This window comes from Micromonospora sp. NPDC049107 (assembly GCF_040648595.1).
In the GTDB taxonomy this organism is placed as follows: domain Bacteria; phylum Actinomycetota; class Actinomycetes; order Mycobacteriales; family Micromonosporaceae; genus Micromonospora.
The window spans coordinates 65,995-92,504 of the sequence record NZ_JBEZEC010000014.1; the positions used below are offsets into that span (position 1 = coordinate 65,995).

The window sequence follows — 26,510 nt, forward strand, 5'->3', positions numbered from 1 at the left end:
GTCCGCACGGCAAGTTCAGGGTCAGCTCCGGGGAGTGTTGGCCTTCCCGCGCTGGGTGAGACCGGGAAGAATTGCGGGATGGAGCAGCCGCACGATCTCACCGTGGAGGCCCCCCGAGCCTGGGACCGGCCCGCCGTCTCCGTTCCGGTTCTCCTCTGCCTGTCCCTCGTCGGGGGGCGGTTCGCGTCGTTCTCCACGGAGGCGAATCTCTACACGCTCGGCACCGGCGGGGTGTTGATCTGGCTCGGTCTGAGCAACCGGGTGCCCCGGCGTCCGGCGCCGCCCCGGCTGCGCGCGGGGGCGGCCTGGTGGGCCCTGCCCGTCGTGATCTTCGGTGTCTTCGAGGGCGCCACCTTCGTGCTCGCCGTGGGCGACGACTTTCCCACCTTCTCCCGGCTCGCCGACCCCCTGCTGGAAGATCATCTGACTCGGTCGGTGGCGTGGTTCGCCTGGTTGGCCGCGTTCTGGGGATTGGTGCGGCGATGATGCGGGCCCTCGCGATCGGCGGTTTCCTGGCCGCGCTCGTGCTCTTCGCCGTCATCGAGGTGCTGGCCCGCCGGGAGGGCTCCCGGATCCCCACGATGAGCGACGTGTGCGCGTACGTGATGCGCTACGAGGTCGGCCCGGTGCCGGTGGGCAGGATCGGTCTGTTCGGCTTCTGGTGGTGGCTGGGCTGGCACTTCCTGGCCCGGTGAGGCGGGCTGCCGAGAGTCCAAATGGCGGGAACCGTGGGCAGCATATGGACCTGAACGATAACTTGGGAAGTGGCCGGCATCACGGTGTGGTGCAGGTCGTGGGTGGTGGTGCCACACCTCGCGCCGCCTCCCTCCAGGGTCGGACCGACCCGGGCTCTCGCTGCCCAGTCGGCTGCTCCGGTAACCCCGGACCGCCGTGGGGCGCTCAGCACGACCGCCCGTGAGGGCCGCCGCGTGCCGGTGGCTCGCACCCTGGAAGGAGCGCCACCATGCCGAACAAGCCCAAGCCCGAGACCACCGACGACGCCCGCGAGCAGGCCCGCCGCGCGCTGCAGACGTCGATGGACACCCGTCAGTGACCCCCTGGTAGACCAGCGCACTCAAACACCCACCCGGTCTGCCGATCTTGCACTTGCGGTGGTGACAAAGCTGGTCGACAGGCGCATTTCGCCAGCACAAAGTGCAAGATCGACGAGGTTGGGCACCGCTGCTGGCTCGGTGCGGGGGTAAGCCTCTGACGCGCTTGTGCTCCTTACCGCGCTCGTGTCAGGATCGTCGGCGATGAGCCAGACCGCCACCGTCGACCGATCCGCCTCGCCACGTCGGATCGCGAGCCTCGCCCTGCCGGCGCTCGTGGTGCTCGCCGCCGAGCCGCTCTACGTGCTCGTCGACACGGCCGTCGTCGGGCACCTCGGTCGCGTACCGCTCGCCGCGCTCGCCGTCGGCGGCACGGTGATGACGCTCACCGCCTGGCTCGGAACGGTCGTCGCGTACGGCACCACGGGGCGTTCGGCCCGTCGCTTCGGCGCCGGCGACCGAGCGGCGGCGGTCGCCGAGGGAGTCCAGTCGTCCTGGCTGGCGCTCGGCGTCGGACTGCTGGTGGCGATCGGCATGCAGATCGGCGGGGGCGCGTTGGCGCGTACCCTCGCCGGAGGTGGTGGCGACGTGGCCGGCGCCGCCGCCGCGTGGCTGCGCGTCGCGGCGCTCGGCGCCCCTGGCCTGCTGCTCGCCGCGGCCGGCAACGGCTGGCTGCGCGGCGTGCAGGACACCCGTCGCCCGCTGTACTTCGTGCTCGGCCCCAATCTGGTCTCCGCCCTGCTCTGCCCGCTGCTGGTCTACCCCGCCGGCCTGGGGCTGACCGGCTCGGCGGTCGCCAACGCGGTCGCGCAGACCCTCTCCGGCGTGCTCTTCGCCGGGGCGCTGGTCGCCGAGCGGGTGTCGCTGCGGCCCCGGCCGCGCCTGATCCGCGACCAGTTGGTGCTCAGCCGGGACCTGCTGATCCGGGGTCTGGCGTTCCAGGCGAGCTTCCTCTCCGCGACGGCGGTCGCCGCCCGCTTCGGCGCCGCCGCCGTCGGCGCCCACCAGATCGCCCTGCAACTGTGGTTCTTCACCGCGCTGGTGCTCGACGCGCTCGCCATCGCCGCGCAGTCCCTCATCGGCGCCGCGCTCGGGTCGGGCGACGCGGCGGGCGCGCGGGCGCTGGCCCGCCGGATCGGACTGCTCGGCGGCGTCTGCGGCGTCGCCTTCGCCGTGGTCATCGCCGCCGGCGCGGGCGTCGTGCCGTCCTGGTTCAGCTCCGACGGGCAGGTACGGGAGCAGGCAATGGTCGCCTGGCCCTGGTTCGTCGCCATGCTGCCGCTGGCCGGTGTCGTGTTCGCGCTCGACGGCGTGTTGATCGGCGCCGGTGACGTCCGTCACCTGCGCAATCTCACCATCGTGGCGGCGCTCGGCGGCTTCCTGCCGGCCATCTGGCTGGCGTACGTGCTCAACCTGGGACTCGGTGGCATCTGGGCGGGACTAACCCTGTTCGTGGTGATCCGACTCGTCGCCCTGTTGCTGCGGGTCCGCTCCGGCGGCTGGGCGGTCGTCGGGGCGGTTCGCTGACCCGCTCGCCGGTCAACAGCGGACGGTGGTCGGCGGGGGCGCGTCGAGGTCGAAGATCGTGCGCGGGTCGCCCGCGGGTATCCGATCCCCGTGCGTGTCGGCCACCCAGAACTGCTCCTGCACCCAGCCCTCACGGAGCTTGCCGCAGTCCGCGTTCCAGGTCACCAGCTTCGCTGAGACGATCCGCAGGCCTTGAGTGGAAGCCGGCACGTCCTCCGGGTGCGGCACCTGCCACACCACACGGTCACGCAGCGCCACCACACTGGCGCCGGCCGGCGCTCGCAGGTCCACGTCGAAGGGGTACGCCCACACGAACTCCGTGGAGACCTCCAGCATCCGGGTGCCGTTCTCCGTGGTGGCCCGGTAACTGACCCGTCCGTCGGCCCGGATACCGAGCTCCCAGTCCGAGGGCGACGCCATCCGGGTCGCGTACCGCAGGAAGGCGTTGCCGGTGAAGTCCGACGTGAGCTGCTCACGAATGTCCGGGGCGAGCAGCCGGAGGAACGGTTCCGGGTCGCCCGAGAGCATGGACGTGTCCAGTCGGCTCTCGATCAACCCTTTACGCACCGTCTCCAACGCCGCCCCTACCTGGGCCTCGGTGAAGGGCCCGGTGGCCTTCGCCGTCGGCATCCGCACGGCCTGTTCACCGGGGGCGAAGGAGGCTGCCGGTGAGCCGGCGAACAGGTCCCGCGGTTCGCCCACTCTGCTCACCGCTGCGGTGCCGCTCGGGGTGGGAGTCGCCGAGGTGGACGTGCGGACGTTGTCGGCCAGCCGGTCGACGATCACCAGGCCTCCGCCGACCATCGCCACAGCCAGCAGGAGTCCAAGTCCCAGCATCAGCGCGCCGTTGTGCCGGGCGGAGAAGAAGCGGACCCGATCCCAGCCGGCGGGCTGGTGCTCGGTCCGCGCCGAGTTCATCCACTCCGGGAGCGCCACCGGGTTGACCTCCGCGACGGCGGCCGGCGGCGAGGGCGGATCGGTCGGGCCCGGGGGTGTGGGCTCGTTCGGCGCAGTCTGCGTCATGGCTCTTCCCGTCAGTAATCGCCGCTGGCGGCCAGCGCGAGCAGATAGTAGGCGCCCGTCACCAGAGCGGTGCCGAGGACACCAGCCGCGATGAAGGACAGCACGGCGACGAGGTGTGGATGCGTCTCGCTCCACCGAGCCCGGTCGCGCCGGTGCCACATCGCGCGGCGGGCCGTGCGCAGCGGCGGCGACCGTTCGATCAGATCGTCGACGTAGCGTGCCGGGGTTCGCCGCTTCGGTGTCGGCTGCCGCATCCACTGCGGCAGATCGACCCGAGCGCGGTGCTCGTGGGCCGGACGGCGGTCGGGGGTCATCGGAGTCCTGGTCCTCGTCTACGGGTGCGGGCGGATGATCTTCGCATCTTCGAGAGGACGTTGGCCGACCCGTGGGACAAACCGACCGAACCAGCGAATCGGCCGGACCTGCGCAAGCGGAGGCTCCGGTCACGGCGGGCGTGCCCACGCAGCGCGCGGTCCGGGTCGTCTGGCAGGCTTGGCCGACGTGAGCACCGATGGTCTGATCGTCGTCGACAAGCCCGGCGGCATGACGTCGCACGACGTGGTGGCGCGGATCCGCCGACTGGCGAAGACCCGGCGGGTGGGACACGGCGGCACCCTCGACCCGATGGCCACCGGCGTACTGGTGATCGGCGTCGGCCGTGCCACCCGGCTGCTGACCTACGTGATCGGTGCGGGCAAGAGCTATACCGGCACCATCCGGCTGGGGCAGGCCACCGTCACCGACGACGCCGAGGGCGACGTGATCGCCACGACCCCGGCCGGTCACGTCACCGACGAGGCCGTCCACGCCGCGCTGACCGCGCTGAGCGGCGAGGTCGACCAGGTGCCGAGCGCCGTCAGCGCCATCAAGATCGACGGACAGCGGGCGTACAAGCGGGTCCGCGACGGTGAGAGCGTCGACCTGCCCGCGCGTCGGGTGACCATCTCCCGGCTGGAGGTGCTGGCGATCCGCCGCGGCGAGCCGGACGTGGTGGACGTGGACATCGACGTGACCTGCTCCTCGGGCACGTACATCCGGGCCATCGCCCGGGACGCGGGCCTGGCCCTCGGTGTCGGCGGGCACCTCACCGCGCTGCGCCGGACCGCGGTGGGTGGCTTCGCCCTCGCCGAGGCGGCCACCCTCGAACAGCTCGAGGAGCGCGCCCCGGAGGTGGTGAACCTGCCGCTCGACGCGGCGGCCGACCGGTTCTTTCCCCGCCGTGACGCGACCCCCGACGAGGCGAAGGTGCTCGGCCACGGCGGGCCGCTGGACCCGGCCGGCATCGCCGGGCCGTACGCCGTGTTCGGCCCCACCGGAGGTCTGATCGCTATCGTCAGCGAGCGGGACGGCCGAGCCCGCGCGGAAATCGTGCTCGCCCCGGCCTGACAGCCGGCGCTGGCGCATCGCTCTGCGCACGGCGCGCGTCGATCAGCGTTAACAAGGTGCCCTTCCTATGCACCAGGCGTTAGGAGGGGGCCCTTCCTTACGGAGAGGAACGGCATGCAGCGGTGGCGGGGGTACGACGCGGCGCCCGGAGGATGGGGGCGCTCGGTCGTCACCATCGGCGTCTTCGACGGCGTGCACAAGGGGCACCAGGCGACCATCGGACACGCCGTGGCCCGTGCCCGGGAGCTGGGCGTGCAGTCCGTGGTGGTCACGTTCGATCCGCACCCGGCCGAGGTGGTCCGCCCCGGCTCACATCCCGCGATCCTCACCGAGCCGGGCCGCAAGGCCGAGTTGATCGAGGCCCTCGGCGTGGACGTGCTGTGTGTGGTGCCGTTCACTCCCGAGTTCTCGCGGCTGCCGCCCGAGCAGTTCGTGCACGACATCCTGGTCGAACACCTGCACGCGGCGTTGGTGGTGGTCGGTGACAACTTCCGCTTCGGGCACCGCGCGGCCGGCGACGTGGCACTGCTGGAGCGGCTGGGCCAGACCTTCGGCTTCGGTGTGGAGGGCAGTCCGCTGATCGCCGCGGCCGGCACGGTCTTCTCCTCCACGTACATCCGCTCCTGCGTCGACGCGGGCGACGTGGGCACGGCGGCGGACGCGCTGGGGCGCGCGCACCGGGTGGAGGGCGTGGTGGTCCGTGGTGACCAGCGCGGCCGGGTGCTGGGCTTCCCCACCGCGAACCTGCTCTGCCACCGGTACGCGGCGGTGCCCGCCGACGGGGTGTACGCGGCCCGCATGATCCGCCGGGGCCAGCCCGAGCCGCTGATGGCCGCGGTGTCGGTCGGCACCAACCCGACCTTCTCCGGCCGGGAGCGGCGGGTCGAGGCGTACGCGCTGGACTTCTCCGGTGATCTCTACGGCGAGCGACTGGCGCTGGACTTCGTGACGCACCTGCGCGGTCAGGTCCGGTACGACTCGATCGAGCCGCTGATCGCCCAGATCGAAGAGGACGTCGAGCGCACCCGACGCGCGCTGGGCTGACCATCCGGGGGGCCACGCGGGGCCTTGGCCGGGTGTTACCGGCGGGTGCTGGTAGTCTTGCGGAGACGTCGGGTGACCGGCGTGGGGCCTCGCGTGCCTGCTCGACGCCGCGGGTGCGAGGAACCGGTCCGTTCCCGGTCTCATCGGGACGACGGACACCTACTTGATCAACCCACCGAAACAGGGAGAACATGGCGCTCGACCAGGAAGCCAAGGCCAGCATCCGCGCGGAGTACGCGACCGCCGAGGGCGACACCGGTTCGCCGGAGGTCCAGGTCGCGGTCCTCACCAAGCGGATCGCCGAGCTGACCGAGCACCTGAAGGTGCACAAGCACGACCACCACAGCCGCCGAGGGCTGCTGCTGCTGGTCGGCCGTCGCCGTCGGCTGCTCAACTACGTCCAGAAGAAGGACATCGCCCGCTACCGGACGCTCATCGAGCGGCTCGGTCTGCGCCGGTGACGTGACGGGGGAGCGGCCGTACGGCCGCTCCCCCGACCCGCGTCCCACCTGAAAGAAAACGGGCCGCGCGACCACCCGAGAGGGAGCCGGTCAGCGTACCGGTCTCCGGTAGTGGCCCCCGGGAACCCGGCAGCACGCCGGCCACCCGGGCGCTTCGATCGAAGACCGGCCGGCTGAGCAGCTCCCCGACGTCGTGGGCCCACGACGCGAAGGAGCACGACAGCACATGACCGAGACCAAACTCGGCACCGAATCCCGCACCGCCGTGATCGACAACGGGGCCTTCGGCACCCGCGAGATCACCTTCTCCACCGGTCGACTGGCTCGCCAGGCCGCCGGTTCCGTCATCGCCCAACTGGGCGAGACGGTCGTCCTCTCCGCCACCACCGCCGGCAAGCAGCCGAAGGAGCAGTTCGACTTCTTCCCGCTGACCGTCGACGTCGAGGAGCGGATGTACGCCGCGGGCCGCATTCCCGGCTCGTTCTTCCGCCGCGAGGGCCGGCCCAGCGAGGACGCCATCCTCACCTGCCGCCTGATCGACCGGCCGCTGCGCCCGTCGTTCGTCAAGGGCCTGCGCAACGAGGTCCAGGTCGTCGAGACCATCCTCGCGCTCGACCCGGCGCACCCGTACGACGTCGTGGCGATCAACGCCGCCTCGATGTCGACCAAGCTCTCCGGTCTGCCGTTCTCGGGCCCGATCGGCGCGACCCGCGTCGCGCACATCGACGGCCAGTGGGTCGCCTTCCCGACCCTGGAGGAGCTGGCTCGCGCCACCTTCGACATGGTCGTGGCCGGCCGCACCCTGGAGGACGGCGACGTCGCGATCATGATGGTCGAGGCCGAGGCCACCCCGAACGCCGTGACCCTGATCGCGGGCGGCGCCACCGCGCCGACCGAGGAGGTCGTCGCCAGCGGCCTGGAGGCCGCCAAGCCGGCCATCCGCGAGCTGTGCCGGGCGCAGGCCGAGCTGGCCGAGGTCGCCGCCAAGCCGGTCGCCGAGTTCCCGGTCTTCCTGGACTACCAGGACGACGTGTTCGACGCGGTCGCCGACGTGGCCCGCGCCGAGGTCGCCGAGGCGATCACCATCGCCGGCAAGGCCGACCGCGAGGAGGCCCTGGACCGGGTCAAGGCTCGGGTCGCCGAGGAGCTGGGCGCTCGGTTCGAGGGTCGGGAGAAGGAGCTGTCCGCTGCCTTCCGGTCGCTCACCAAGTCCGAGGTGCGCAACCGCGTGCTGCGCGAGCAGGTCCGCATGGACGGGCGTGGCCCGCGCGACATCCGGGCGCTGACCGCCGAGGTCGGCGTGCTGCCCCGGGTGCACGGTTCGGCGCTGTTCGAGCGCGGCGAGACCCAGATCCTGGGCGTCACCACGCTGAACATGCTCCGCATGGAGCAGATGGTGGACACGCTGTCCCCGGAGAACCGCAAGCGCTACATGCACAACTACAACTTCCCGCCGTACTCGACCGGTGAGACCGGCCGGGTCGGCTCGCCGAAGCGGCGCGAGATCGGCCACGGGGCGCTCGCCGAGCGGGCGCTGATTCCGGTGCTGCCGTCGCGCGAGGAGTTCCCGTACGCCATCCGGCAGGTCTCCGAGGCGCTCGGCTCCAACGGCTCCACCTCGATGGGCTCGGTCTGCGCGTCGACGCTGGGCCTGCTCTCCGCGGGTGTCCCGCTGAAGGCGCCGGTCGCCGGCATCGCGATGGGGCTCATCTCCGACGAGGTGGACGGCAAGACCCAGTACGTGACGCTGACCGACATCCTCGGTGCCGAGGACGCGTTCGGTGACATGGACTTCAAGGTCGCCGGCACCCCGGAGTTCGTCACCGCGCTGCAGCTCGACACCAAGCTCAACGGCATCCCGTCGGACGTGTTGGCCGCCGCCTTGCAGCAGGCCAACGAGGCCCGGCAGGTCATCCTCGGTGTCATGAAGGCGGCGATCGAGGCTCCGGCCGAGATGTCCGACTACGCGCCGCGGGTCACCACCGTCAAGATCCCGGTCGACAAGATCGGCATGGTGATCGGCCCGAAGGGTCAGACCATCAACGCGATCCAGGACGAGACCGGCGCCGAGATCTCCATCGAGGACGACGGCACGATCTACGTCGGCGCCACCAACGGCCCGTCGGCCCAGGCGGCCGTCGACCGGATCAACGGGATCGCCAACCCGACGCTGCCGAAGCAGGGCGAGCGCTTCCTCGGCACGGTGGTCAAGACCGCCGCGTTCGGCGCGTTCATCTCGCTGCTGCCGGGCCGCGACGGCCTGCTGCACATCTCCAAGGTGGGCGACGGCAAGCGGGTCGAGCGGGTTGAGGACTTCCTCAACGTCGGCGACCGGGTCGAGGTCGAGATCGCGGACATCGACGCCCGCGGCAAGATCTACCTGGACAAGGTCCGCCCGGAGGGCGCCGAGGCGCCGGCCGCTGGTGAGGCCGCGGGTGGCGACCGCCCGTCCGGCCGGGACCGGGGCGACCGGGGTCCGCGTGACCGGGGTGACCGCGAGCGTGGCGGCGACCGGGGCGGGCGTGGCCCGGAGCGTGGCGGCGAGGGCGGCAACGGCGGCGGCGAGGGTGGTGGCGACGGCGGCGAGCGTCCGCGTCGCCGGACCCGGCACAGCTGACCACCAGCACCTGTAACACCCACCCCTCGTCGAACCGGGAGCACCACGTGAGTCGGGCCTTCAGTGCGCCGTTTCCACCGGATCGACGGGGGGTGGCACCGTCTCGGGACACCGTGGCGGGCCGCTCCGGCGGCACCGCCCGCGCAGTCACGCGGACGCTCAGCGACGACCCGCTGGGCGGCACGATACGACGTACCGTGCTGCCCAGCGGCCTGCGCGTGCTCACCGAGGCGATCCCGGCGATGCGCAGCGTCTCGTTCGGCATCTGGGTGGCGGTGGGCTCGCGGGACGAGACCCGTCCGCAGGCCGGCGCCGCGCACTTCCTGGAGCACCTGCTCTTCAAGGGCACCCACAAGCGGACCGCGCTGGAGATCTCCTCGCAGATCGAGGCGGTCGGTGGTGAGACGAACGCCTTCACCACGAAGGAATACACCTGCTACTACGCCCGCGTGCTGGACGAGGACCTGCCGCTGGCGATCGACGTGATGTGCGACCTGGTCGCCGACTCCCTGCTGGAGCCGGCCGACGTGGAGACCGAGCGTGGCGTGATCCTCGAGGAGATCGCCATGCACGACGACGAGCCCGGTGACGAGGTGCACGACCTCTTCGCCCAGGCCGTCTACGGTGACCACCCGCTGGGTCGGCTGATCTCCGGTACCGAGGAGACCGTCACGCCGATGACCCGCCGGCAGATCCAGACCTTCTACCGGGGTCGCTACACGGCGCCGCAGATCGTCATCGCCGCCGCCGGCAACCTCGACCACGCCGCCGTGGTCAAGCTGGTCCGGCAGGCAGTGCGGGGCACCCCACTGGACAGCGACCCGGCCGCGCCGGCCGCACACCGCGCGGCGACCCCGGCGGTACGCACCAAGCCGGCCACCACCGTGGTCGAGCCGAAGGAGACCGAGCAGGCGCACGTCATCCTCGGCTGCCCCGGCATCGACCGGCTCGACGATCGACGTTTCGCCCTCGGGGTGCTCAACAACGTGCTCGGCGGCGGCATGTCCAGCCGCCTCTTCCAGGAGATCCGCGAGCAGCGCGGCCTCGCGTACTCCGTCTACTCCTACGCCAGCCAGTACGCCGACAGCGGCCTGTTCGCCGTCTACGCCGGTTGCGCCCCGGGCAAGGTGGACGAGGTGCTGGCCCTGACCCGCGCCGAGCTGGCCCGGGTGGCCGCCGACGGGTTGACCGAGGCCGAGGTGGCCCGGGGCAAGGGGATGAGCAAGGGGTCGTTCGTGCTCGGCCTGGAGGACACCGGCTCGCGGATGAGTCGACTGGCCAAGGGGGAGCTGCTCTACGGCGACCTGATGCCGGTGGACGAGCTGCTCCGCCGGGTCGACGAGGTCACCGTCGAGGACGTGAACACCCTCGCCGCCGAGTTGCTGAGCCGGCCGATGTCGCTGGCCGTCGTCGGTCCGTTCGGCGAGGGCGACTTCTCCGGCTGAGGCCGGTCGGGATCTGTCCCGGCCGGAAGGACACGTCCCGATTGGGATAGGTTGTGCCCCGTGACTGACGAGCAGGAGAAGACCCGGGTCGGCGTGTTCGGTGCCCGTGGTCGGATGGGCGTCGAGGTCTGCAAGGCCGTGGACGCCGCTGACGATCTCGAACTGACCGCCGCGGTCGACCAGGGCGACGGTCTCGACGCCGCGTCCGCCGCTCGGGTGGTCGTCGACTTCACCACGCCGGACGTCGTCATGGACAACCTCCGGTGGTGCATCGCGCAGGGCATCCACGCGGTCGTGGGCACCACCGGCTTCACCGAGCAGCGGCTGGCGCAGGTGCGTGGCTGGCTGGCCGACAAACCCGAGGTGGGCGTGGTCATCGCCCCGAACTTCGGTATCGGCGCGGTGCTGATGATGCAGTTCGCCGCGCGGGCCGCCCGGCACTTCGAGTCCGTTGAGATCATCGAGCTGCACCACCCCGGCAAGCTGGACGCCCCGAGCGGCACCGCCACGCACACCGCCCGGCAGATCGCTCAGGCCCGCGCCGAGGCTGGCCTCGGCCCGGTTCCGGACGCGACGAAGGACGAGGTGCCGGGCGCGCGGGGTGCCGACATCGACGGGGTACGCGTGCACGCGGTACGCGCCACCGGTCTGGTCGCCCACCAGGAGGTGCTGTTCGGCGGCACCGGCGAGACGCTGACGATCCGGCACGACTCGTACGACCGGGTGTCCTTCATGCCCGGCGTGCTCCTGGCCGTCCGCGCCGTCCGCACCCGCCCCGGCCTGACCATCGGCCTGGACCCCCTCCTCGCCTAACCCCCCAGCGCCGACGCTCCTCCGCGATCTTGCAGTTCCGGTCGCGACAAAGGCGGCATCCCCGCCCATCTCGGCAACACAAACCGCAAGATCGCGCAGGACTGGGGGCGGCCCTCGCCGCCCCGTCGGCGTCGATCATGGAGTTGTGGTGCCCCGTATTTGGGGCAGGTGTGGAGCTTTCGCCCACCACGACTCCATGATCGACGGGCTGGGAGGGGCGGGGTTAGCTCGGGAGGGGGGATCGGGGGGTGCGTTGGGTGGGGAGGATTGGGGCGGTTAGGGGGGTGGGGAGGCCGGTTACCTCGGCTTCGCCGACGTGGTTGACGGTGACACTCACCGGGGTGCCGGCTACCCGGAGGTTGGTGGCGCGCACCGCGCCGAAGTCGGGGCCGGCCAGGGGGGCTACGCGGACCGTGCCGCCCGGCACGTCCGGGTAGAGGCCCGTCGCGGCCTGAAGGAGCAGGACCGCGCCGGCCGCGGACCACGCCTGTGGACGGCAGGCCGCCGGGTACGGCACCGGGCGGCGCAGCAGCGTCCGGTCGTCGCCGCCGTACAGTTCGGGCATCCGGTAGTCGAACGCCTCGGCCGCCGAGAGCAGCCCTTCGGCCAGGCCGAGCGCGGCGTCCCGATGCCCGCCGCGAGCCAGCCCGGCGAGCACGATCGCGGTGTCGTGGGTCCAGATCGAACCGCAGTGGTACGACAGCGGGCTGAAGCCGGCGTCGTCGGTGGACATCGTCCGTAGCCCGAAACCGCCGGCCAGCGTGTCCGTGGTGAGCAGGCGGGCGATCTGCGCCTCCTCGTCGGCGTCGAGCAGGCCGGTGCCGAGCAGGTGACCGATGTTGCTGGTCAGCGAGTCGACGGGGCGCTTGTCCCGGTCGAGGGCCAGGGCGGGCTGCGGGCCGTACCGGCCGTCGACCCAGAAGCTCTCCCGGAACCGGCGGGCCAGGGCGGCGGCGTGTTCGCGCCAGCGGTCCGCGCCGGGGCGGCCGAAGGCGTCCAACAGTGCCGCGCCGTTCACCGCCGCCTCGTGCGCGTACGCCTGCACCTCGGCGAGCACGATCGGCGCGGTGGCCAGGCTGCCGTCGTGGAAGCGTACGGCGTCGCCCGAGTCCTTCCAGCCCTGGTTGGACAGTCCGTGCCCGGTGGTGTCGATGTACTCGACCAGGCCGTCGCCGTCCGGGTCGGCGTGGTCGCCGAGCCAGCGCAGGGCCGCCTCAAGGTGCGGCAGCAGCGGTGTGACCTGCTCGGCGGGCAGGCCCCAGCGCCACGCGTCGTGCAGCAGGTTGATCCAGAGCATGGTGGCGTCGACGGTGCCGTAGTAGGCCGGCGGCAGCCGGAGCCCGTCGTCGGGCAGCGTGAACTCGTGGCGGCGCAGCTCGTGCAGGATCTTGCCGGGCGCCTCCCCGGTGCTCGGGTCGACGCGGGTGCCCTGGCGGCGGGCCAGGACGCGCAGGGTGCCGGCGGCCAGGTCGGTGCCGAGCGGCAGCATCATCCGGGCGGCCCAGAGGCTGTCCCGGCCGAACAGGGTGAGGAACCAGGGGACGCCAGCGCCGAGGAAGACGTCCCCGGGAGCGCCGGTCTCGGCCAGTCGTAGCCCGCGCAGGTCGTCGAGGCCGCGGTCGAGGAGACGGACCAGCCGTCGGTCGTCGGCGGTCACCTCCGGTCGGGCCCACTCCGGCTCGCCGGTCGGGCCGACCACCACGGCGCGGGGGTCCGCGACGGCCAGCCGCCAGCGCAGCACCGTCTCGCCGCGCGGAGGCAGGTCGATCGGCCAGGTCAGCCGGGGCGCGGTGGCCCGCTCGTCGGTGGCGAGCACGTCGGCGTCCGGCGCGGTGACGGTGACGGTGATCCCGTCGGCGGCCCAGGTGAGCAGGCCCGGCTGGCCGGTCTTGGCCTCCAGTGGCGCGGCGGCGCCACCGGACTTGACCACCTCGATGGGCGCCAGGTCGCAGGCGAGGTCGACGCTGACGGTGGCCCGTACGCCGACCGTGGCGGTCGAGACGATCCGCAGCTCCTCGGTGAGGCCGTTGTGGGTGGCCCGGCGGGAGCGGTCGACGCGGACGGTGGGGTCGGGAGTGGGATCGCCGAGCCAGCGGGCCAGAGCCACGAAGCGGGCGCCGTGTGGGCCGTCCTCGCCGTGGGTGAGCCCCTCCAACTCCTGGTCGTCCACGCGCAGCTCGGCCCGGGAGAGCACGCGGGCGTCGGCGTGGAAGACCCCCTGGACGCCGGTCGGGCGGATCTGTCCGGTCGCGTCCCCCAGCGCGCTGGTGGGGGCGAGCACCACCCCCACCAACTCGTGCAGAAGGGGTTGCAGCTGGCGGTCGGTCACGGTGCGGCTCCAGATCATCGGGGTGCGGGGCGGATGTCTTGACAACGCGCCCCGGGCGGTGCAAAGTGCGAAACATTCCAGAAACTTGAACGATCTAATCCTGCACTATCCGAATTGGATCGTTCAAGACGGCGAGAGGGATTAAGTGCCTGAAAAGGTAACCATCGCGACGGTGGCCCGGCACGCCCGAGTGAGCCGCCAGACGGTCTCCAACGTGCTCAACACCCCGCACATCGTGCGCCAGGAGACCCGGCAACGGGTCGAGGACGCGATCGCCGCGCTCGGCTACCGGGCCAACCAGGCCGCCCGGCAGATGCGCACCGGCCGGTCCCGACTCATCGCCGCCCGCATCGAACCCACCCGCGACGGCATCAACGGCTCCGTGCTCGACCGCTTCCTGCACGGCCTCACCGAGACCGCCGACGCCGCCGGCTACCGGGTGCTGCTCTACACCGCCACCGACGACGAGCGGGAGATCGCCACCTACGACGACCTGCTCGGCACGTACGAGCTGGACGCGTTCGTGCTGGTCGGCACCAAGTACGGCGACCCGCGTACCGCCTGGCTCGCCGAGCGGGAGGTGCCCTTCGTGACGTTCGGTCGGCCATGGGACGCGCTCGACGTGCATCCCTGGGTCGACGTGGACGGCGCGGCCGGCACCGCCGCGGCCACCCGGCACCTGCTGGACGCCGGGCACCGGCGGATCGCCTTCATCGGCTGGCCGACCGGTTCCGGCGTCGGCGACGACCGGCGTGCCGGCTGGCGCGACACGCTGCACGCCGACGGCGTCGACCACACCGGACTGCACCGGGAGACCGAGGACGGTGTCGCCGAGGGGGAACGCCTCATGCGCGACCTGCTCGCCGCCGAGACGCCGACCGCCGTGGTCTGTGCCAGCGACTCGCTCGCGCTCGGTGCCCTGCAGGCGATCCGCGACCTCGACCCGCCGGTGTCGGTGATCGGCTTCGACGACACGCCGGTGGCCGCCGCCATCGGCCTGTCCAGCGTCAGCCAACCACTCGGCGAAGCCGCCGCCCGCTGCGTGGACCTGCTCACCGGCGTCCTCGACGGCAACCAGACACCCACCCCTGTGCTGCTCGCGCCCTCGCTGGCCCTGCGGCACACCGCGTAACCCACCCCCCCACCAGGAGAAACCCATGGCACCCAGAACCCTCACCCGGGCAGCGGTCGCCGGCCTCGCCGCCGTCGCGCTGCTCGGCTCCGCGGCCTGCGGCAGCGGCTTCGACGACTCCGGCGACGCCGCCCAGTCCAGCGGCCCGGCCAACCTGCAGATCCTCATCGGCTCCTCCGGCGACGCCGAGACCAAGGCCGTGCAGGACGCCGCCGCGAAGTGGGCCAGCAGCTCCGGCAACAGCGCGACGGTCACCCCGGCGCAGGACCTCACCCAACAGCTCGGCCAGTCCCTCGCCGGCGGCACCCCGCCGGACGTCTTCTACGTCGACGCGGCCCGCTTCGCCGACTACGCGAGCGTGGGCGCGCTCGAGCCGTACGGCGACAAGCTCGCGGACAAGGGCGACTTCTACGAGAGCCTGCGCACCACCTTCACGTACGACGGCAAGCTCTACTGCGCTCCGAAGGACTTCTCCACCCTCGCCCTGCAGATCAACACCGACCTGTGGGCCAAGGCCGGGCTGACCGACGCCGACGTGCCGACCACCTGGGACCAGCTCACCGTGACCGCCCAGAAGATCAAGGCGAAGGGGCAGGTGGCCCTGGCGCTCGGCGACACCCGGGACCGGATCGGTGCCTTCCTGGTGCAGAACGGTGGCTGGCTGATGAGCGAGGACGGCAAGCAGCCCACCGCCGACAGCGCGAAGAACCTGGCCGCCCTTGAGTACGTCAAGACCCTGCTCACCTCGGGTCTGGCCAAGTACCCGAAGCAGCTCGACTCCGGCTGGTCCGGCGAGGCGTTCGGCAAGGGCAAGGCCGTGATGACGATCGAGGGCAACTGGATCAAGGGCGCCATGCAGAACGACTTCCCGAACGTGAAGTACAAGGTGGTGGCGCTGCCGGCCGGGCCGGGTGGTCAGGGCACCCTCTCCTTCACGCAGTGCTGGGGCATCGCCGCGAAGAGCAAGTACAAGGACCAGGCGATCAAGTTCGTCGAGGCGATGACCAGCGGCGAGCAGCAGCTGACGTTCGCCAAGGCGGTCGGCGTCATGCCGTCCCGGCAGTCGGTGCGCGACCAGTACACGGCTGCCTTCCCGGCCGACAAGGTCTTCATCGACGGCGCCGCGTACGCCCAGGGCCCGGTGAACGCGCCGAAGATGGACAGCGTCCTCAAGGACCTCGACACCGGCCTGCAGGGCCTCGCCAACGGTGACCCGAAGACCGTGCTGCAGAACTTCGACAAGAACGCCAAGGCCGCGCTCGGCGGCAGCTGACTCGTTAGGAAGGGCCCCTTCCTATGCACTAGGCGATAACAAGGGGCCCTTCCTTGAGGAAAGGGGGTGAGGACGATGGCAACCGAGACACTGACCGCCGCGGTCACCGCGCCCGGCGCGGGCCGCCGCCGACGCCGTCGTGGCGTTCGCGGCAACGAGAACCTCGCCGGCTGGCTGTTCGTCGCGCCGGTGATCGTCATCCTGGGGCTGTTCCTGCTGCTGCCGATCCTGATGGCGTTCTGGGTCAGCCTGACCGACTGGAACGGCCAGGGCAGCCCGTTCACCGGCGACGTCCCGTTCGTCGGGGGGCACAACTACACCCGGTTGTTCACCGAGGACGGGCTGGCTCGCCGCGACTTCATGACCAGCATCCGCAACACCATCTACTACGTGGCGATCGTGGTGCCGGCGCAGACCGTGCTCGCGCTCGGGTTGGCGCTGATCGTCAACAACCGGATGCTCCGGGGCAAGAGCTTCTTCCGCAGCGCCTTCTACTTTCCCTCGGTCACCAGCTCGGTCGCGATCAGCGTGGTGTTCCTGTTCCTGTTCGCCAACTCGGGCGCGGTTAACGCGCTGCTCGGCTTCGTCGGGATCGACGGACCGGAGTGGTTCGCCGACTCCCGGGGCGTCCTGCACCTGCTGTTCGGCGCGGTCGGCGTCGACACGCCCCCGACGGCGCTGACCGGCGGCGGCCCGTTCGGGCTGAGCTGGTGGGACTGGCTGGCCGGCCCGAGCGTCGCGATGACCTCGATCATCACGCTGGTCGTCTGGTCCACCTCCGGCACGTTCATGTTGATGTTCCTGGCCGGACTGCAGAACGTCCCGGTGACCCTCGACGAGGCGAGCACCCTCGACGGCGCGTCCCGCTGGCAGCGCTTCCGTCACGTGACGCTGCCGATGATCAGGCCGACCACCTTCCTGGTGCTCACCCTCGGCCTGATCGGCTCCTGGCAGGTCTTCGACCAGGTGTACGTCATGAGCCAGGGCGACCCGGCCAAGACCACCCTCACCCCGGCGTACCTGTCGTACCGGACCGCCTTCCGGGACTTCGACTACGGCTCCGGCGCGGCGATCTCGTTCGTGTTGTTCCTGATCATCATCGTGCTCACGCTGGTCCAGCGCCGCGTGCTGGCCGAGCGGGACACCGACCGGCCGCGTCGCGGCCGGTGGCGTCGGCGCGTACCGGAGAGGTCCTGAGATGGCCGTGCTCACCGACCGCCCGGCGGGGCCCGCGCGCGGTGACCAGCGCGGGGCCCGCACGCTGGCCACCCGCTTCCTGGGGTACGCGACGCTGGTCTTCTTCGGGTTGGTGTTCCTCTACCCGTTCGTCATCCAGATCGCCAGCTCGCTCAAGACCGAGCCGGACGCGGCGGCCAACCCGCTCTCGCCGTTCCCGGACCCGCTCACCCTGGCCGGCTTCGAGCGGATCTTCGCGGGCACCAACTTCCCGCTCTGGCTGGGCAACTCGCTGCTGGTGACCGTGCTGGTCACCGTCGGGCGGGTGTTCTTCGACTCGCTCGCCGGGTACGCCCTGGCCCGGCTGCGGTTCGCCGGGCGCGGCGGGTTGTTCGCGGCCGTCATCGCGGTGATGGCGGTCCCCGGTGTGGTCCTGCTGATCCCGAAGTTCCTGGTGCTCAACCAGCTCGGCATCTACAACAGCTACGCCGGGCTCGTGGTGCCGCTGCTGGCCGACGCGGCGGGCGTGTTCATCATGAAGCAGTTCTTCGAGTCGATCCCGGTGAGTGTGGAGGAGGCCGCCCGCATCGACGGGGCGAGCATCTTCCGCACCTTCTGGTCGGTGGTGCTGCCGATGGCGAAACCGGCGCTGATCACCCTGACCATCCTGTCGTTCCAGGGCTCCTGGAACGAGTTCCCGCACAGCCTCGTGTCGGTGCAGGACCCGGACCTGTTCACCCTGCCGCGTGGCCTCGCCGACCTGGTCAGCGGCTCGCTGGGCAGCGGCAACCAGTACCCGCTGAAGCTGGGCGCGGCGCTGCTCGCCACCATTCCCGTGGCGATCATCTTCGTGGTGTTCCAGCGCTACTTCGTCCGCGACGCCAACGACGGTTCGGACAAGGGCTGACCCGGCCGGGTCACTCGCCGGGGCTGTCCTCGGCAAGTGGCTCGGCCGGTACGGCCACGTGCAGGCGCACCTGAGGCACCAGCATGTCGTCGACGTCCAGCGCCCGCGCGGCGCCGTCGGGTTCCCAGCCGGTGCTGGTGAGGAACTTGCGGGTCGCCTCGTCGCCGTCGAACGCCCAGGCCACCGCCCGAGCCATCCCGTCTTCGCGCCACAGGTCGACGGTGGCGGCGAGCAGCCGGCTGCCGTGCCCACGCCGACCCCAGCGCGGTTCGACCAGCAGGTCGGTCACCGCTGCCACGTCCGGGCCCAGGGCGTCGGCCGGCTCACCCGGGGCCAACGCCTCGCCGTCGGCCGGGCCGGAGGCGGCGAACCCCACCAGATACGATTGCTCGGCCTGTTCGACGGCGACCAGCACCCGGTGCGCGCCCGAGGGCGGCTCCAGCACCGCGGCGCTCCACCGCCGGGCGAGGAACGCCTCGTCCAGGTTGTCGAGCACATGCCGAGGCAGGATCCGGCGGTACGCGACCCGCCAGGTCGCGAGCTGGATGCGTGCGATTTCGCCGGCGTCCTCGGGACGCGCCGGGCGGACGTACCCGAGAGCCATGGGACGGAAGCCTACGCAGGGCGGGGGAGGCGGCGGTGGCGCAGGGTGCCAACAGGACGGCCGTGCAGGTCGTCGGGGTGGTGGTGCTCGCCGTGGCGGTCACCGCGTTCCTCTCCGTCGCGGCCGTACGGCACGGCTTCTTCGACCTGAAGGTCTACTACGGCGCGTTGACGTGGTGGGTGCACGACGGTGGCGAGATCTACGACTACCTCAAGCCCAGCACCCAGTACGGCTTCACCTACCCGCCGTTCGCCGCGCTGGTCATGCTGCCGATGGCGTACCTGCCGTGGACGGCCGCGATCGTGGTGAGCGTGCTCGCCAGCGTGGCCACCACCACCGTGCTGATCTGGTGGTTCGTCGACCCGATCGCCCGGCGGGCCGGGTGGACCCGCTGGTTCGCCCTCGCCGTGGCGCTCTGCCTGGCCGCCGCCTTCGAACCGATGCGCGAGACGATCAACTTCGGGCAGGTCAACACGCTGCTGCTCTTCCTGGTCGCGGTGGACCTGCTCCGGCTGCTGCCCGCCGGCAACCGGTGGGCGGGCGTGGGCATCGGGCTCGCCACCGCGATCAAGCTGACCCCGGGCATCTTCATCGTCTACCTGCTGGTCACCGGGCGGTGGCGGGCGGCGCTCACCGCCAGCGGCGCCGCCGCCGCGGTGACCGTGCTGGCCGGCGCGCTCTTCCCGGACGCGTCCCGGGAGTTCTGGACCGAGGCGCTGTGGAACACCGCTCGGGTCGGTGAGTTGGCCTTCGTCTCCAACCAGTCGCTGCGCGGCGTGGTCGCCCGCCTCGACCCGCGGCACCCGAGCACCCTGCTCTGGCTGCTGCTGGTGCTCGGCACCCTGGCGCTGTGGGCCTGGCGTTCCCGCGCGGCCGTCGCGGCCGGCGACGAGGCGACCGGCCTGGCCCTGACCGGCGCGGTGATGTGCCTGGTCAGCCCGGTCACCTGGGTACACCACCTGGTCTGGCTGCTGCCCGCGCTGATCCTGCTGGTCGACAACGCGATGGCCGCGCCGGCCGGCCGCCGCCGGCGCGTCCTGCTGATCGCCGCGACCATCGGGTACGTCCTGCTGATCAGCCGGACCGTCTGGTTCTGGGAGAAGGACTTCACCGGCGCGGACGGCTTCCTCGGCAGCAACGCGTACGTCTGGATCAGCCTGGCTCTGCTGGCCTTCCTGCCGATCCGCCGGTGGCTGACGCCGGGCGGGTCAGTCGTCGAGGCGTCCGGCGTACCGCAGCTCGACGAGCCCGACCGGCCCGCGCCCGCCGGCGAGCGGCACCTGGTAGGTCGACCGCTCACCGTCCGGTGACAGCCCGGCCCGTTCGTAGAACCGGCGGGCCCGCCCGTTGTCGGCCAGCACCCACAGCCGGTAGCCGGTCCAGCCGCGCTCGACGAGACCGGCGCGGGCGGCCGCGAGCAGCGCGGTGGCTGTCCCGTCACCCCAGAACGCCGGCTCGACGTAGAGCGCCAGCACCTCGCCGACGCTCGGGTCCAGGTCGTCCCGGTCCTGGTTGCGGCGGTACGGCCCGAAAGTGGTGAAGCCGATGGCCAGCCCGTCCACCTCGCCGAGGAGCGTGGTGAACGGGTGCTCCGGGTCGGCGGTGCCCACCTCACGGCGGCGCTGCGCCCAGGCCGCCACGTTGAGCCGGCCGAGCACCTCGTCCGGCATGAAACCGGCGTAACCCGACTGCCAGCCGTGCACGTGCACCCGGGCGATCGCCTCGGCGTCGTCCGGCTCCTCCCGGCGGATGGTCAGCATTGCACCGTTCTATGCCCCCGTGACGGTCGGAGTCCAGCTTCCCGCACCGACGTCGTACCGATGATTTATCGTCGCCGACGATGGCCGCACCGGATTCACTCTCGCTCGCGCAGGCCCGGCGGGTGGCGCTCGCCGCCCAGGGCTTCGCCGACCCGCCGCCGACCGGCGTGCCCACCCGCCGGCACCTGCGCCGGGTCCTCGACCGGGTCGCCCTGATCCAGATGGACTCGGTCAACGTGCTGCAACGGGCGCACTACCTGCCGCTCTACAGCCGACTCGGTCCCTACCCGACGACCCTGCTCGACCAGGCCGCCTACCGCCGCCCGCGCGACCTGTTCGAGTACTGGGGCCACGAGGCGTCCCTCGTGCCGGTCGGGCTGCACCCGCTGCTGCGCTGGCGGATGGCCCGGGCTCGCAGCGAGGCCTGGGGTGGCATGCGGCGCATCGCCCAGGAACAGCCGGACCTGGTCGCCTGGGTGCGCGACGAGGTGGCCGCCCGGGGTCCGCTGACCGCCGCCGAGATCGAGCACGACGCGCCCCGGCAGACCGGCAACTGGGGGTGGAACTGGTCGGCCGTCAAGCAGGCGCTGGAGTTCCTGTTCTGGGCGGGTGAGGTGACCGCCGCCGAGCGCAGCACGTCCTTCGCCCGCCGCTACGACCTGCCCGAGCGGGTGCTGCCGGCGTCCGCGCTGGCCGCGCCCACACCGACCGCCGCCGAGGCGTACCGCGGTCTGGTGGCCCTGGCCGCGCGGTCGCTCGGGGTGGCCGCCGAGCCGGAGCTGCGCGACTACTTCCGGCTGCCGGTCGCCGGCGCCCGCCAGGCGGTCGCCGAGCTGGCTGAGGCCGGCGAGCTGGTGCCGGTCACCGTGGCGGGCTGGCGGCAGCCGGCCTGGCTGCACGCGTCGGCACGGCTGCCCCGCTGGGTCCGGGGCAACACGCTGGTCAGCCCGTTCGACCCGCTGATCTGGGAACGTGCCCGCACCGAGCGGCTGTTCGGCTTCAGCTACCGGATCGAGATCTACGTGCCGGCGCCGCAGCGGGTCTACGGCTACTACGTGCTGCCGTTCCTGCAGGGCGACCGGTTCACCGCCCGGGTCGACCTGAAGGCCGACCGCAGGGCCGGGGTGCTGCTGGTGCCGGCCGCCTGGCTCGAGCCCGGCGCCGACGCGGGGGACACCGCCGTGGCGCTCGCCGCCGAGCTGTACCGGCTGGCCGGCTGGCTCGGGCTGGACGCGGTCGCCCCACCCGCCGCCGGTGACCTGGCCGGTCCGCTCACGGCCGCCCTGGCGAGCGTGTCGGGTGTACCGTGAACGCGTGACGAGCGTTCCCGGACCGGTCGACCAGTCACCGCCCACCGTCGGCGCCGTCCACACGGTGCCCGCCCCCGATGCTGCGCAGAACGGATGGTCGGCGGAGCCGCCCGTCGGTTACCACTACCCGACGCCCGAACCCGACCGGCTCACCCGGCTCGTCCTGCGGATCCACGAACGTTCGCCGCGCTGGGCCGTGCCACTGGCCGCGGTCGGCTGCGTCGGGCTCGGCATGGCCTACGCGCTGGTGAGCAACCCGACCCACGCCGACCCGGACGCCGCGCCCACCTGCATTCTCAAGCTGACCACCGGGTTCGACTGCCCGGGCTGCGGCGGCACCCGCGCGCTCTGGTACGTGCTGCACGCCGACCTGCCGGCCGCCGCCCGACACCACTTCCTGTTCGTCTTCTCGCTGCCCTTCCTGGCGTACCTCTTCGTGGCCTGGGCGGGCAACCAGGCGTTCGGCTGGCGGCTGCCCGAGCTGCGGATCAGCCCCAAGGTCATCGGCGGCTTCATGGCCGCGTGGCTGGCGTTCACGGTGGTGCGCAACCTGCCCTGGGCGCCGTTCACCTCGCTCTACGTCTGACCGCAGGGCTCTTGCGTCTGACCGCAGGGCTCTTCGTCTGACCGGGCTGCTCTTCGTCTGACCGGCCTGCTCTTCGTGTGACCGGGCTGCTCTCACGTCTGGCGCCGCTGCTGCCTGACGCGGCCCTGCCCCGACCCGTTCGCCAGCGGGAGGCAGGACGTGGTGGCGTGTCCCTGTCGAGCTGCCCCAGATGTGGGGCGCCAGAGGACGGTAGCGGCGGCACCCCAAGCGAGGGCGTGGGCGCTGCGGGGTGTGCGCTGCGTGCGTGCTGCGGGCGGGCGCTGTGGGGTGGGGCTGCTCCGGGGTCGGTGGGGTGGGGCCGGTGCGCTGTGGGTGCCGGTTCCGTCGGCGGGAGAGAGCCCTTGGCCGTGCGGCTCCTGCCCCAGATTTGGGGCAGCTCGACAGGCTACGAGGGAGACCCACGGTTCCGCGGAGCCCTGGCACGGCTGTCGAGATCTTGGACACCAACGGTACCCGGTGATTCGGGAAGGGGCCGCCGGCCACTACAGTCCCAGGCATGCCGGAGATGGTGCAGCCCCAGGTCAAGTTGATCGCGTGGACCCAGTTCGCGGCCCCGGACGACGTGCCGTGGTCGACCGACGCCGAGGGCGGCCAGGCGCTGGCTGAGTTCGCCGGGCGGGCCTGCTACCAGTCCTGGAAGAAGCCGAACCCGGCCACGGCCACCAACGCCGGCTACCTGGCGCACATTCTCGAGGTGGGCCACCTGAGCGTGCTGGAGCACGGCTCGGTCACCTTCTACTTCACCGGGGTGTCCCGCTCCTTCACGCACGAGCTGATCCGGCACCGGCACTTCTCGTACTCCCAGCTCTCGCAGCGGTACGTCCCCGAGCGGGACGCGGCCATGGTCGAGCCGGCGGTCATCGCCGACGACCCGGAGCTGCACAAGAAGTTCGTCGAGGCCGCCGAGGCGAGCGTGCGGGCGTACACGGAGCTGTTGGAGGGTCTGGAGCAGCGCTTCTCCGACGAGCCGAACCCGACGCTGCGCCGCAAGCAGGCCCGGCAGGCCGCCCGCGCGGTGCTGCCGAACGCCACCGAGACCCGGATCGTGGTCTCCGGCAACTACCGGGCCTGGCGGCACTTCGTCGCGATGCGGGCCACCGAGCACGCCGACGTGGAGATCCGCGAGCTGGCCGTGGAGTGTCTGCGTCAGCTCCAGGGGGTCGCCCCGAACGTCTTCGCCGACTTCGTGATCACCACGCTGCCGGACGGCACCGAGGTGGCGGCCAGCCCGCACGAGGCGTCCTGAGCCCTTCCCCGGCGGGCTCCGGCTGGTCGTCCGCTAGGTTGGAGGGTATGACGCAGGACCACCCCGACGCCGCCGCCCGACCGGTGTCCCGCCCCTTCGGGCGGGTGCTCACGGCCATGGTGAGCCCCTTCACCGCCGACGGCTCACTCGACCTCGACGGCGCCGCCCGGCTGGCGAGCCACCTGGTCGACGAACAGGGCAACGACGCGCTGGTGGTCAACGGCACCACCGGCGAGTCGCCGACCACCACCGACGCGGAGAAGGAACGCCTGATCCGGGCCGTGGTCGAGGCCGTCGGTGACCGTGCCCGGGTCGTGGCCGGTGTCGGCACCAACGACACCCGGCACACCATCGAGCTGGCTGCCGCCGCCGAGAAGGCCGGCGCGCACGGTCTGCTGGTGGTCACGCCGTACTACAACAAGCCGCCGCAGAGCGGGTTGCTGCGGCACTTCACCGCCGTGGCCGACGCCAGCGGACTGCCGGTGATGCTGTACGACATCCCGCACCGCTCCGGTGTGCCGATCGACACCGAGACACTGGTCCGACTCGCCGACCACGGCCGCATCGTCGCGGTCAAGGACGCCAAGGGCGACCTGATCGCCACCAGCTGGGTGACCAGCCGGACCGGCCTCGCCTACTACAGTGGCGAGGACGCGCTCACCCTGCCGGCGCTGGCCGTCGGATGCGTGGGCGTGGTCGGCACCTCCACGCACTTCACCGGGGCGCTGACCGCACAGATGATCCAGGCGTACGACGCGGGGGACATGCCCACCGCGCTGGCCCTGCACCGGCGGCTGCTGCCGCTGTTCACCGGCATCTTCCGCACCCAGGGCACCATCCTGGTGAAGGCAGGTCTGGCATCGCTGGGCCTGCCGGCCGGTCCGGTGCGACCCCCGCTCGTGCACGCCACCAACGACGAGATCGCCCAGCTGCGCGCGGACTTCGCGGCAGCGGGCCTGGAGCTACCCGAATGATCGAACGACACGACGGACGCCGAGTGACGGCGTCGCAGAATGAGGTGGACGCGTGACCGAGGCGCACATCGAGGCGGAACTACCCCCGCCGCTGCCGGAAGGTGGCCTGCGGATCATCCCGCTCGGCGGGCTCGGCGCCATCGGTCGGAACATGACCGTCTTCGAGTACGACGGCAAGTTGCTGATCGTCGACTGCGGGGTGCTCTTCCCCGACGTCGAGCAACCGGGCGTGGACCTGATCCTGCCCGATTTCGGCCCGATCCTGGACCGGCTGGCCGACGTGCAGGCGATCGTGCTGACCCATGGCCACGAGGACCACATCGGCGCGGTGCCGTACCTGCTGGCCCACAAACCCGACATCCCGCTGGTCGGCTCGCAGTTCACCCTCGCCCTGGTCGAGGCGAAGCTGGCCGAGCGGCGGATCCAGCCCTACACGCTGACCGTGCGCGAGGGCGGCCGCGAGCGGCTTGGGCCGTTCGAGTGCGAGTTCTTCGCGGTCAACCACTCCATCCCGGACGCGCTCGCGGTGGCCATCCGTACCCCGGCCGGCCTGGTGCTGCACACCGGCGACTTCAAGATGGACCAGCTCCCGCTGGACGGCCGGATCACCGACCTGGCCGGTTTCGCGCGGCTCGGCGCCGAGGGCGTCGACCTGCTGCTCTCCGACTCCACCAACGCGGAGATCCCCGGCTTCGTCACCCCGGAGCGGGAGATCGGGCCGGTGCTCGACTCGATCTTCGCGAAGGCGAAGGGTCGGATCATCGTGGCCTCGTTCGCCTCGCACGTCCACCGGGTGCAGCAGGTCTTCGACTCCGCGCTGGAGCACGGTCGCAAGGTCGCCCTGATCGGCCGGTCCATGGTCCGCAACATGGGTATCGCCCGCGACCTCGGCCTGCTCAACATCCCGGCCGGCCTGGTCATCGGGATCGAGGAGGCGACGACGCTGCCTCCGGACCAGATCGTGCTGATGTCCACCGGGTCGCAGGGCGAGCCGATGAGCGCGCTCGGTCGGATGGCCAGCGGCGACCACCGGCACATCACCATCGCCCCGGGGGACACCGTGGTGCTGGCCTCCTCGCTGGTGCCGGGTAACGAGACCTCGGTCTACCGGGTCATCAACCGGCTCGCCCGCGCCGGGGCGGTGGTCGTGCACAAGGACGTCGCGAAGGTGCACGTCTCCGGGCACGCGCCGGCCGGCGAACTGCTCTACCTGCTCAACGTGGTCCGGCCCAGCAACCTGATGCCCGTGCACGGCGAGTGGCGCCACCTGCGGGCGCACGCCCGGCTGGGCATCGAGTCCGGGGTCGCCCCCGACCGGGTGGTGATCTGCGAGGACGGCGACGTCGTCGACCTGGTCGAGGGCCGCGCCAGCCTGGTCGGGCACGTGAAGAGCCGGTACGTCTACGTCGACGGCCTCGCCGTCGGTGACGTCAGCGAGTCGCTGCTCACCGAACGGCGGATCCTCGGTGACGGCGGGTTCATCGCCACGACCGTCGTCGTCGACTCGGTCACCGGCAAGGTGGTCGCCGGTCCGACGTTGTCCGCGAAGGGCTTCTCCGAGGACCCGGAGGCGTTCAACCCGGTGATCCCGCTGGTCACCGAGGCGCTCAACCGTGCCGCCTCGGACGGCATCACCGACCCGCACCAGCTTCAGCAGATCGTCCGGCGGACCGTGGGGCGGTGGGTCAACGACGCGTACCGACGGCGGCCCATGATCGTGCCCACCGTCGTCGAGGTCTGACGCACGCGTGACCGGGCCGGTCGCCGACGTCCCCCGTGGATGTCGGTGGCCGGCCCGGATTCTGTTGCGGACCACGGCGGTAC

At 71.8% G+C, this 26,510-nt stretch carries 24 protein-coding genes; 19 read left to right on the forward strand and 5 right to left on the reverse strand.

Annotated features, from left to right (window positions below):
- Positions 1–78 precede the first annotated feature (78 nt).
- The 3 genes from AB0B55_RS29035 to AB0B55_RS29045 all read left to right on the forward strand — a co-directional run bounded on the left by AB0B55_RS29035 (position 79) and on the right by AB0B55_RS29045 (position 2,579).
- A complete protein-coding gene (locus tag AB0B55_RS29035) occupies positions 79–486 on the forward strand; it encodes a hypothetical protein (RefSeq protein ID WP_357122428.1) in 408 nt (135 codons plus the stop codon).
- Positions 486–695, forward strand: coding sequence for a DUF6186 family protein (locus AB0B55_RS29040; protein WP_357123344.1), 210 nt, complete (start codon positions 486–488; stop codon positions 693–695). Before AB0B55_RS29035 ends, AB0B55_RS29040 begins: the two co-directional genes overlap by 1 nt.
- Positions 696–1,256: 561 nt before the next feature.
- Complete coding sequence (locus AB0B55_RS29045) at positions 1,257–2,579, forward strand: MATE family efflux transporter (protein ID WP_357175150.1); 1,323 nt, start codon at positions 1,257–1,259, stop codon at positions 2,577–2,579.
- A 12-nt stretch (positions 2,580–2,591) separates the two neighbouring features.
- On the opposite strand, the gene AB0B55_RS29050 is transcribed toward AB0B55_RS29045, so the two are convergent.
- Together AB0B55_RS29050 and AB0B55_RS29055 are read right to left on the reverse strand one after the other, a co-directional pair.
- Positions 2,592–3,602: a hypothetical protein gene (locus AB0B55_RS29050; protein WP_357175153.1), complete on the reverse strand. Its 1,011-nt coding sequence runs from the start codon at positions 3,600–3,602 to the stop codon at positions 2,592–2,594.
- 11 nt (positions 3,603–3,613) lie between these two features.
- Positions 3,614–3,916, reverse strand: coding sequence for a hypothetical protein (locus AB0B55_RS29055; protein ID WP_357122437.1), 303 nt, complete (start codon positions 3,914–3,916; stop codon positions 3,614–3,616).
- A gap of 187 nt (positions 3,917–4,103) precedes the next feature.
- On the opposite strand from AB0B55_RS29055, the gene truB reads away from it, so the two are divergent.
- From truB to dapB, 6 genes are all read left to right on the forward strand, one after another.
- Positions 4,104–4,988 carry a tRNA pseudouridine(55) synthase TruB gene (gene truB / locus AB0B55_RS29060; protein WP_357122440.1) on the forward strand — a complete coding sequence of 295 codons (885 nt, stop codon included), beginning with the start codon at positions 4,104–4,106 and terminating at the stop codon, positions 4,986–4,988.
- A gap of 114 nt (positions 4,989–5,102) precedes the next feature.
- Entirely contained in the window at positions 5,103–6,032 is a 930-nt protein-coding gene (locus AB0B55_RS29065; RefSeq protein WP_357122443.1) for a bifunctional riboflavin kinase/FAD synthetase, read from the forward strand.
- 191 nt (positions 6,033–6,223) lie between these two features.
- Complete coding sequence (gene rpsO, locus AB0B55_RS29070; protein ID WP_007456699.1) at positions 6,224–6,493, forward strand: 30S ribosomal protein S15; 270 nt, start codon at positions 6,224–6,226, stop codon at positions 6,491–6,493.
- A gap of 226 nt (positions 6,494–6,719) precedes the next feature.
- The gene (locus AB0B55_RS29075; protein WP_357122447.1) at positions 6,720–9,110 is read left to right on the forward strand and encodes a polyribonucleotide nucleotidyltransferase; all 2,391 of its coding nucleotides are present in this window, start codon (positions 6,720–6,722) and stop codon (positions 9,108–9,110) included.
- A gap of 47 nt (positions 9,111–9,157) precedes the next feature.
- A complete protein-coding gene (locus AB0B55_RS29080; protein ID WP_357175156.1) occupies positions 9,158–10,555 on the forward strand; it encodes a pitrilysin family protein in 1,398 nt (465 codons plus the stop codon).
- Positions 10,556–10,615: 60 nt separating this feature from the next.
- A complete protein-coding gene (dapB, locus tag AB0B55_RS29085; protein WP_357122453.1) occupies positions 10,616–11,368 on the forward strand; it encodes a 4-hydroxy-tetrahydrodipicolinate reductase in 753 nt (250 codons plus the stop codon).
- 223 nt (positions 11,369–11,591) lie between these two features.
- On the opposite strand, the gene AB0B55_RS29090 is transcribed toward dapB, so the two are convergent.
- Positions 11,592–13,697, reverse strand: a complete 2,106-nt coding sequence (locus AB0B55_RS29090; protein ID WP_357175159.1) for a glycogen debranching N-terminal domain-containing protein — start codon at positions 13,695–13,697, stop codon at positions 11,592–11,594.
- A 145-nt stretch (positions 13,698–13,842) separates the two neighbouring features.
- Here AB0B55_RS29090 and AB0B55_RS29095 point away from each other — a divergent pair, with 145 nt between their 5' ends.
- The 4 genes from AB0B55_RS29095 (at position 13,843) to AB0B55_RS29110 (ending at position 18,185) form a co-directional block, all read left to right on the forward strand.
- Positions 13,843–14,829 (forward strand): substrate-binding domain-containing protein, encoded by a 987-nt coding sequence (locus AB0B55_RS29095; RefSeq protein WP_357122459.1) that lies wholly within the window; start codon positions 13,843–13,845, stop codon positions 14,827–14,829.
- Between the two features lie 25 nt (positions 14,830–14,854).
- Positions 14,855–16,102: an extracellular solute-binding protein gene (locus AB0B55_RS29100; protein ID WP_357175161.1), complete on the forward strand. Its 1,248-nt coding sequence runs from the start codon at positions 14,855–14,857 to the stop codon at positions 16,100–16,102.
- Between the two features lie 75 nt (positions 16,103–16,177).
- Positions 16,178–17,299 (forward strand): sugar ABC transporter permease, encoded by a 1,122-nt coding sequence (locus AB0B55_RS29105; protein ID WP_357122465.1) that lies wholly within the window; start codon positions 16,178–16,180, stop codon positions 17,297–17,299.
- Between the two features lies 1 nt (position 17,300).
- Positions 17,301–18,185, forward strand: a complete 885-nt coding sequence (locus AB0B55_RS29110; RefSeq protein WP_357122468.1) for a carbohydrate ABC transporter permease — start codon at positions 17,301–17,303, stop codon at positions 18,183–18,185.
- A 10-nt stretch (positions 18,186–18,195) separates the two neighbouring features.
- Here the strand turns inward: AB0B55_RS29110 and AB0B55_RS29115 are convergent, their stop codons facing one another.
- On the reverse strand, positions 18,196–18,789 hold the full coding sequence (locus tag AB0B55_RS29115; protein ID WP_357122471.1) for a GNAT family N-acetyltransferase: 594 nt from the start codon (positions 18,787–18,789) through the stop codon (positions 18,196–18,198).
- A 35-nt stretch (positions 18,790–18,824) separates the two neighbouring features.
- Between AB0B55_RS29115 and AB0B55_RS29120 the strand changes: the two genes are divergently transcribed.
- Positions 18,825–20,099: a glycosyltransferase 87 family protein gene (locus AB0B55_RS29120; protein ID WP_357122474.1), complete on the forward strand. Its 1,275-nt coding sequence runs from the start codon at positions 18,825–18,827 to the stop codon at positions 20,097–20,099.
- On the opposite strand, the gene AB0B55_RS29125 is transcribed toward AB0B55_RS29120, so the two are convergent.
- Positions 19,998–20,549, reverse strand: coding sequence for a GNAT family N-acetyltransferase (locus AB0B55_RS29125; protein WP_357175164.1), 552 nt, complete (start codon positions 20,547–20,549; stop codon positions 19,998–20,000). The genes AB0B55_RS29120 and AB0B55_RS29125 overlap by 102 nt on opposite strands.
- Before the next feature lie 80 nt (positions 20,550–20,629).
- Here AB0B55_RS29125 and AB0B55_RS29130 point away from each other — a divergent pair, with 80 nt between their 5' ends.
- From AB0B55_RS29130 to AB0B55_RS29150, 5 genes are all read left to right on the forward strand, one after another.
- The gene (locus AB0B55_RS29130; RefSeq protein ID WP_357122480.1) at positions 20,630–21,859 is read left to right on the forward strand and encodes a crosslink repair DNA glycosylase YcaQ family protein; all 1,230 of its coding nucleotides are present in this window, start codon (positions 20,630–20,632) and stop codon (positions 21,857–21,859) included.
- Positions 21,860–21,923: 64 nt separating this feature from the next.
- The gene (locus tag AB0B55_RS29135; RefSeq protein ID WP_357175261.1) at positions 21,924–22,445 is read left to right on the forward strand and encodes a DUF2752 domain-containing protein; all 522 of its coding nucleotides are present in this window, start codon (positions 21,924–21,926) and stop codon (positions 22,443–22,445) included.
- Positions 22,446–22,971: 526 nt separating this feature from the next.
- Complete coding sequence (gene thyX / locus AB0B55_RS29140; protein WP_210786506.1) at positions 22,972–23,712, forward strand: FAD-dependent thymidylate synthase; 741 nt, start codon at positions 22,972–22,974, stop codon at positions 23,710–23,712.
- A gap of 47 nt (positions 23,713–23,759) precedes the next feature.
- A complete protein-coding gene (dapA, locus tag AB0B55_RS29145) occupies positions 23,760–24,686 on the forward strand; it encodes a 4-hydroxy-tetrahydrodipicolinate synthase (protein ID WP_357122483.1) in 927 nt (308 codons plus the stop codon).
- Positions 24,687–24,738: 52 nt separating this feature from the next.
- Positions 24,739–26,427, forward strand: a complete 1,689-nt coding sequence (locus AB0B55_RS29150; RefSeq protein ID WP_357122486.1) for a ribonuclease J — start codon at positions 24,739–24,741, stop codon at positions 26,425–26,427.
- Positions 26,428–26,510 lie beyond the last annotated feature (83 nt).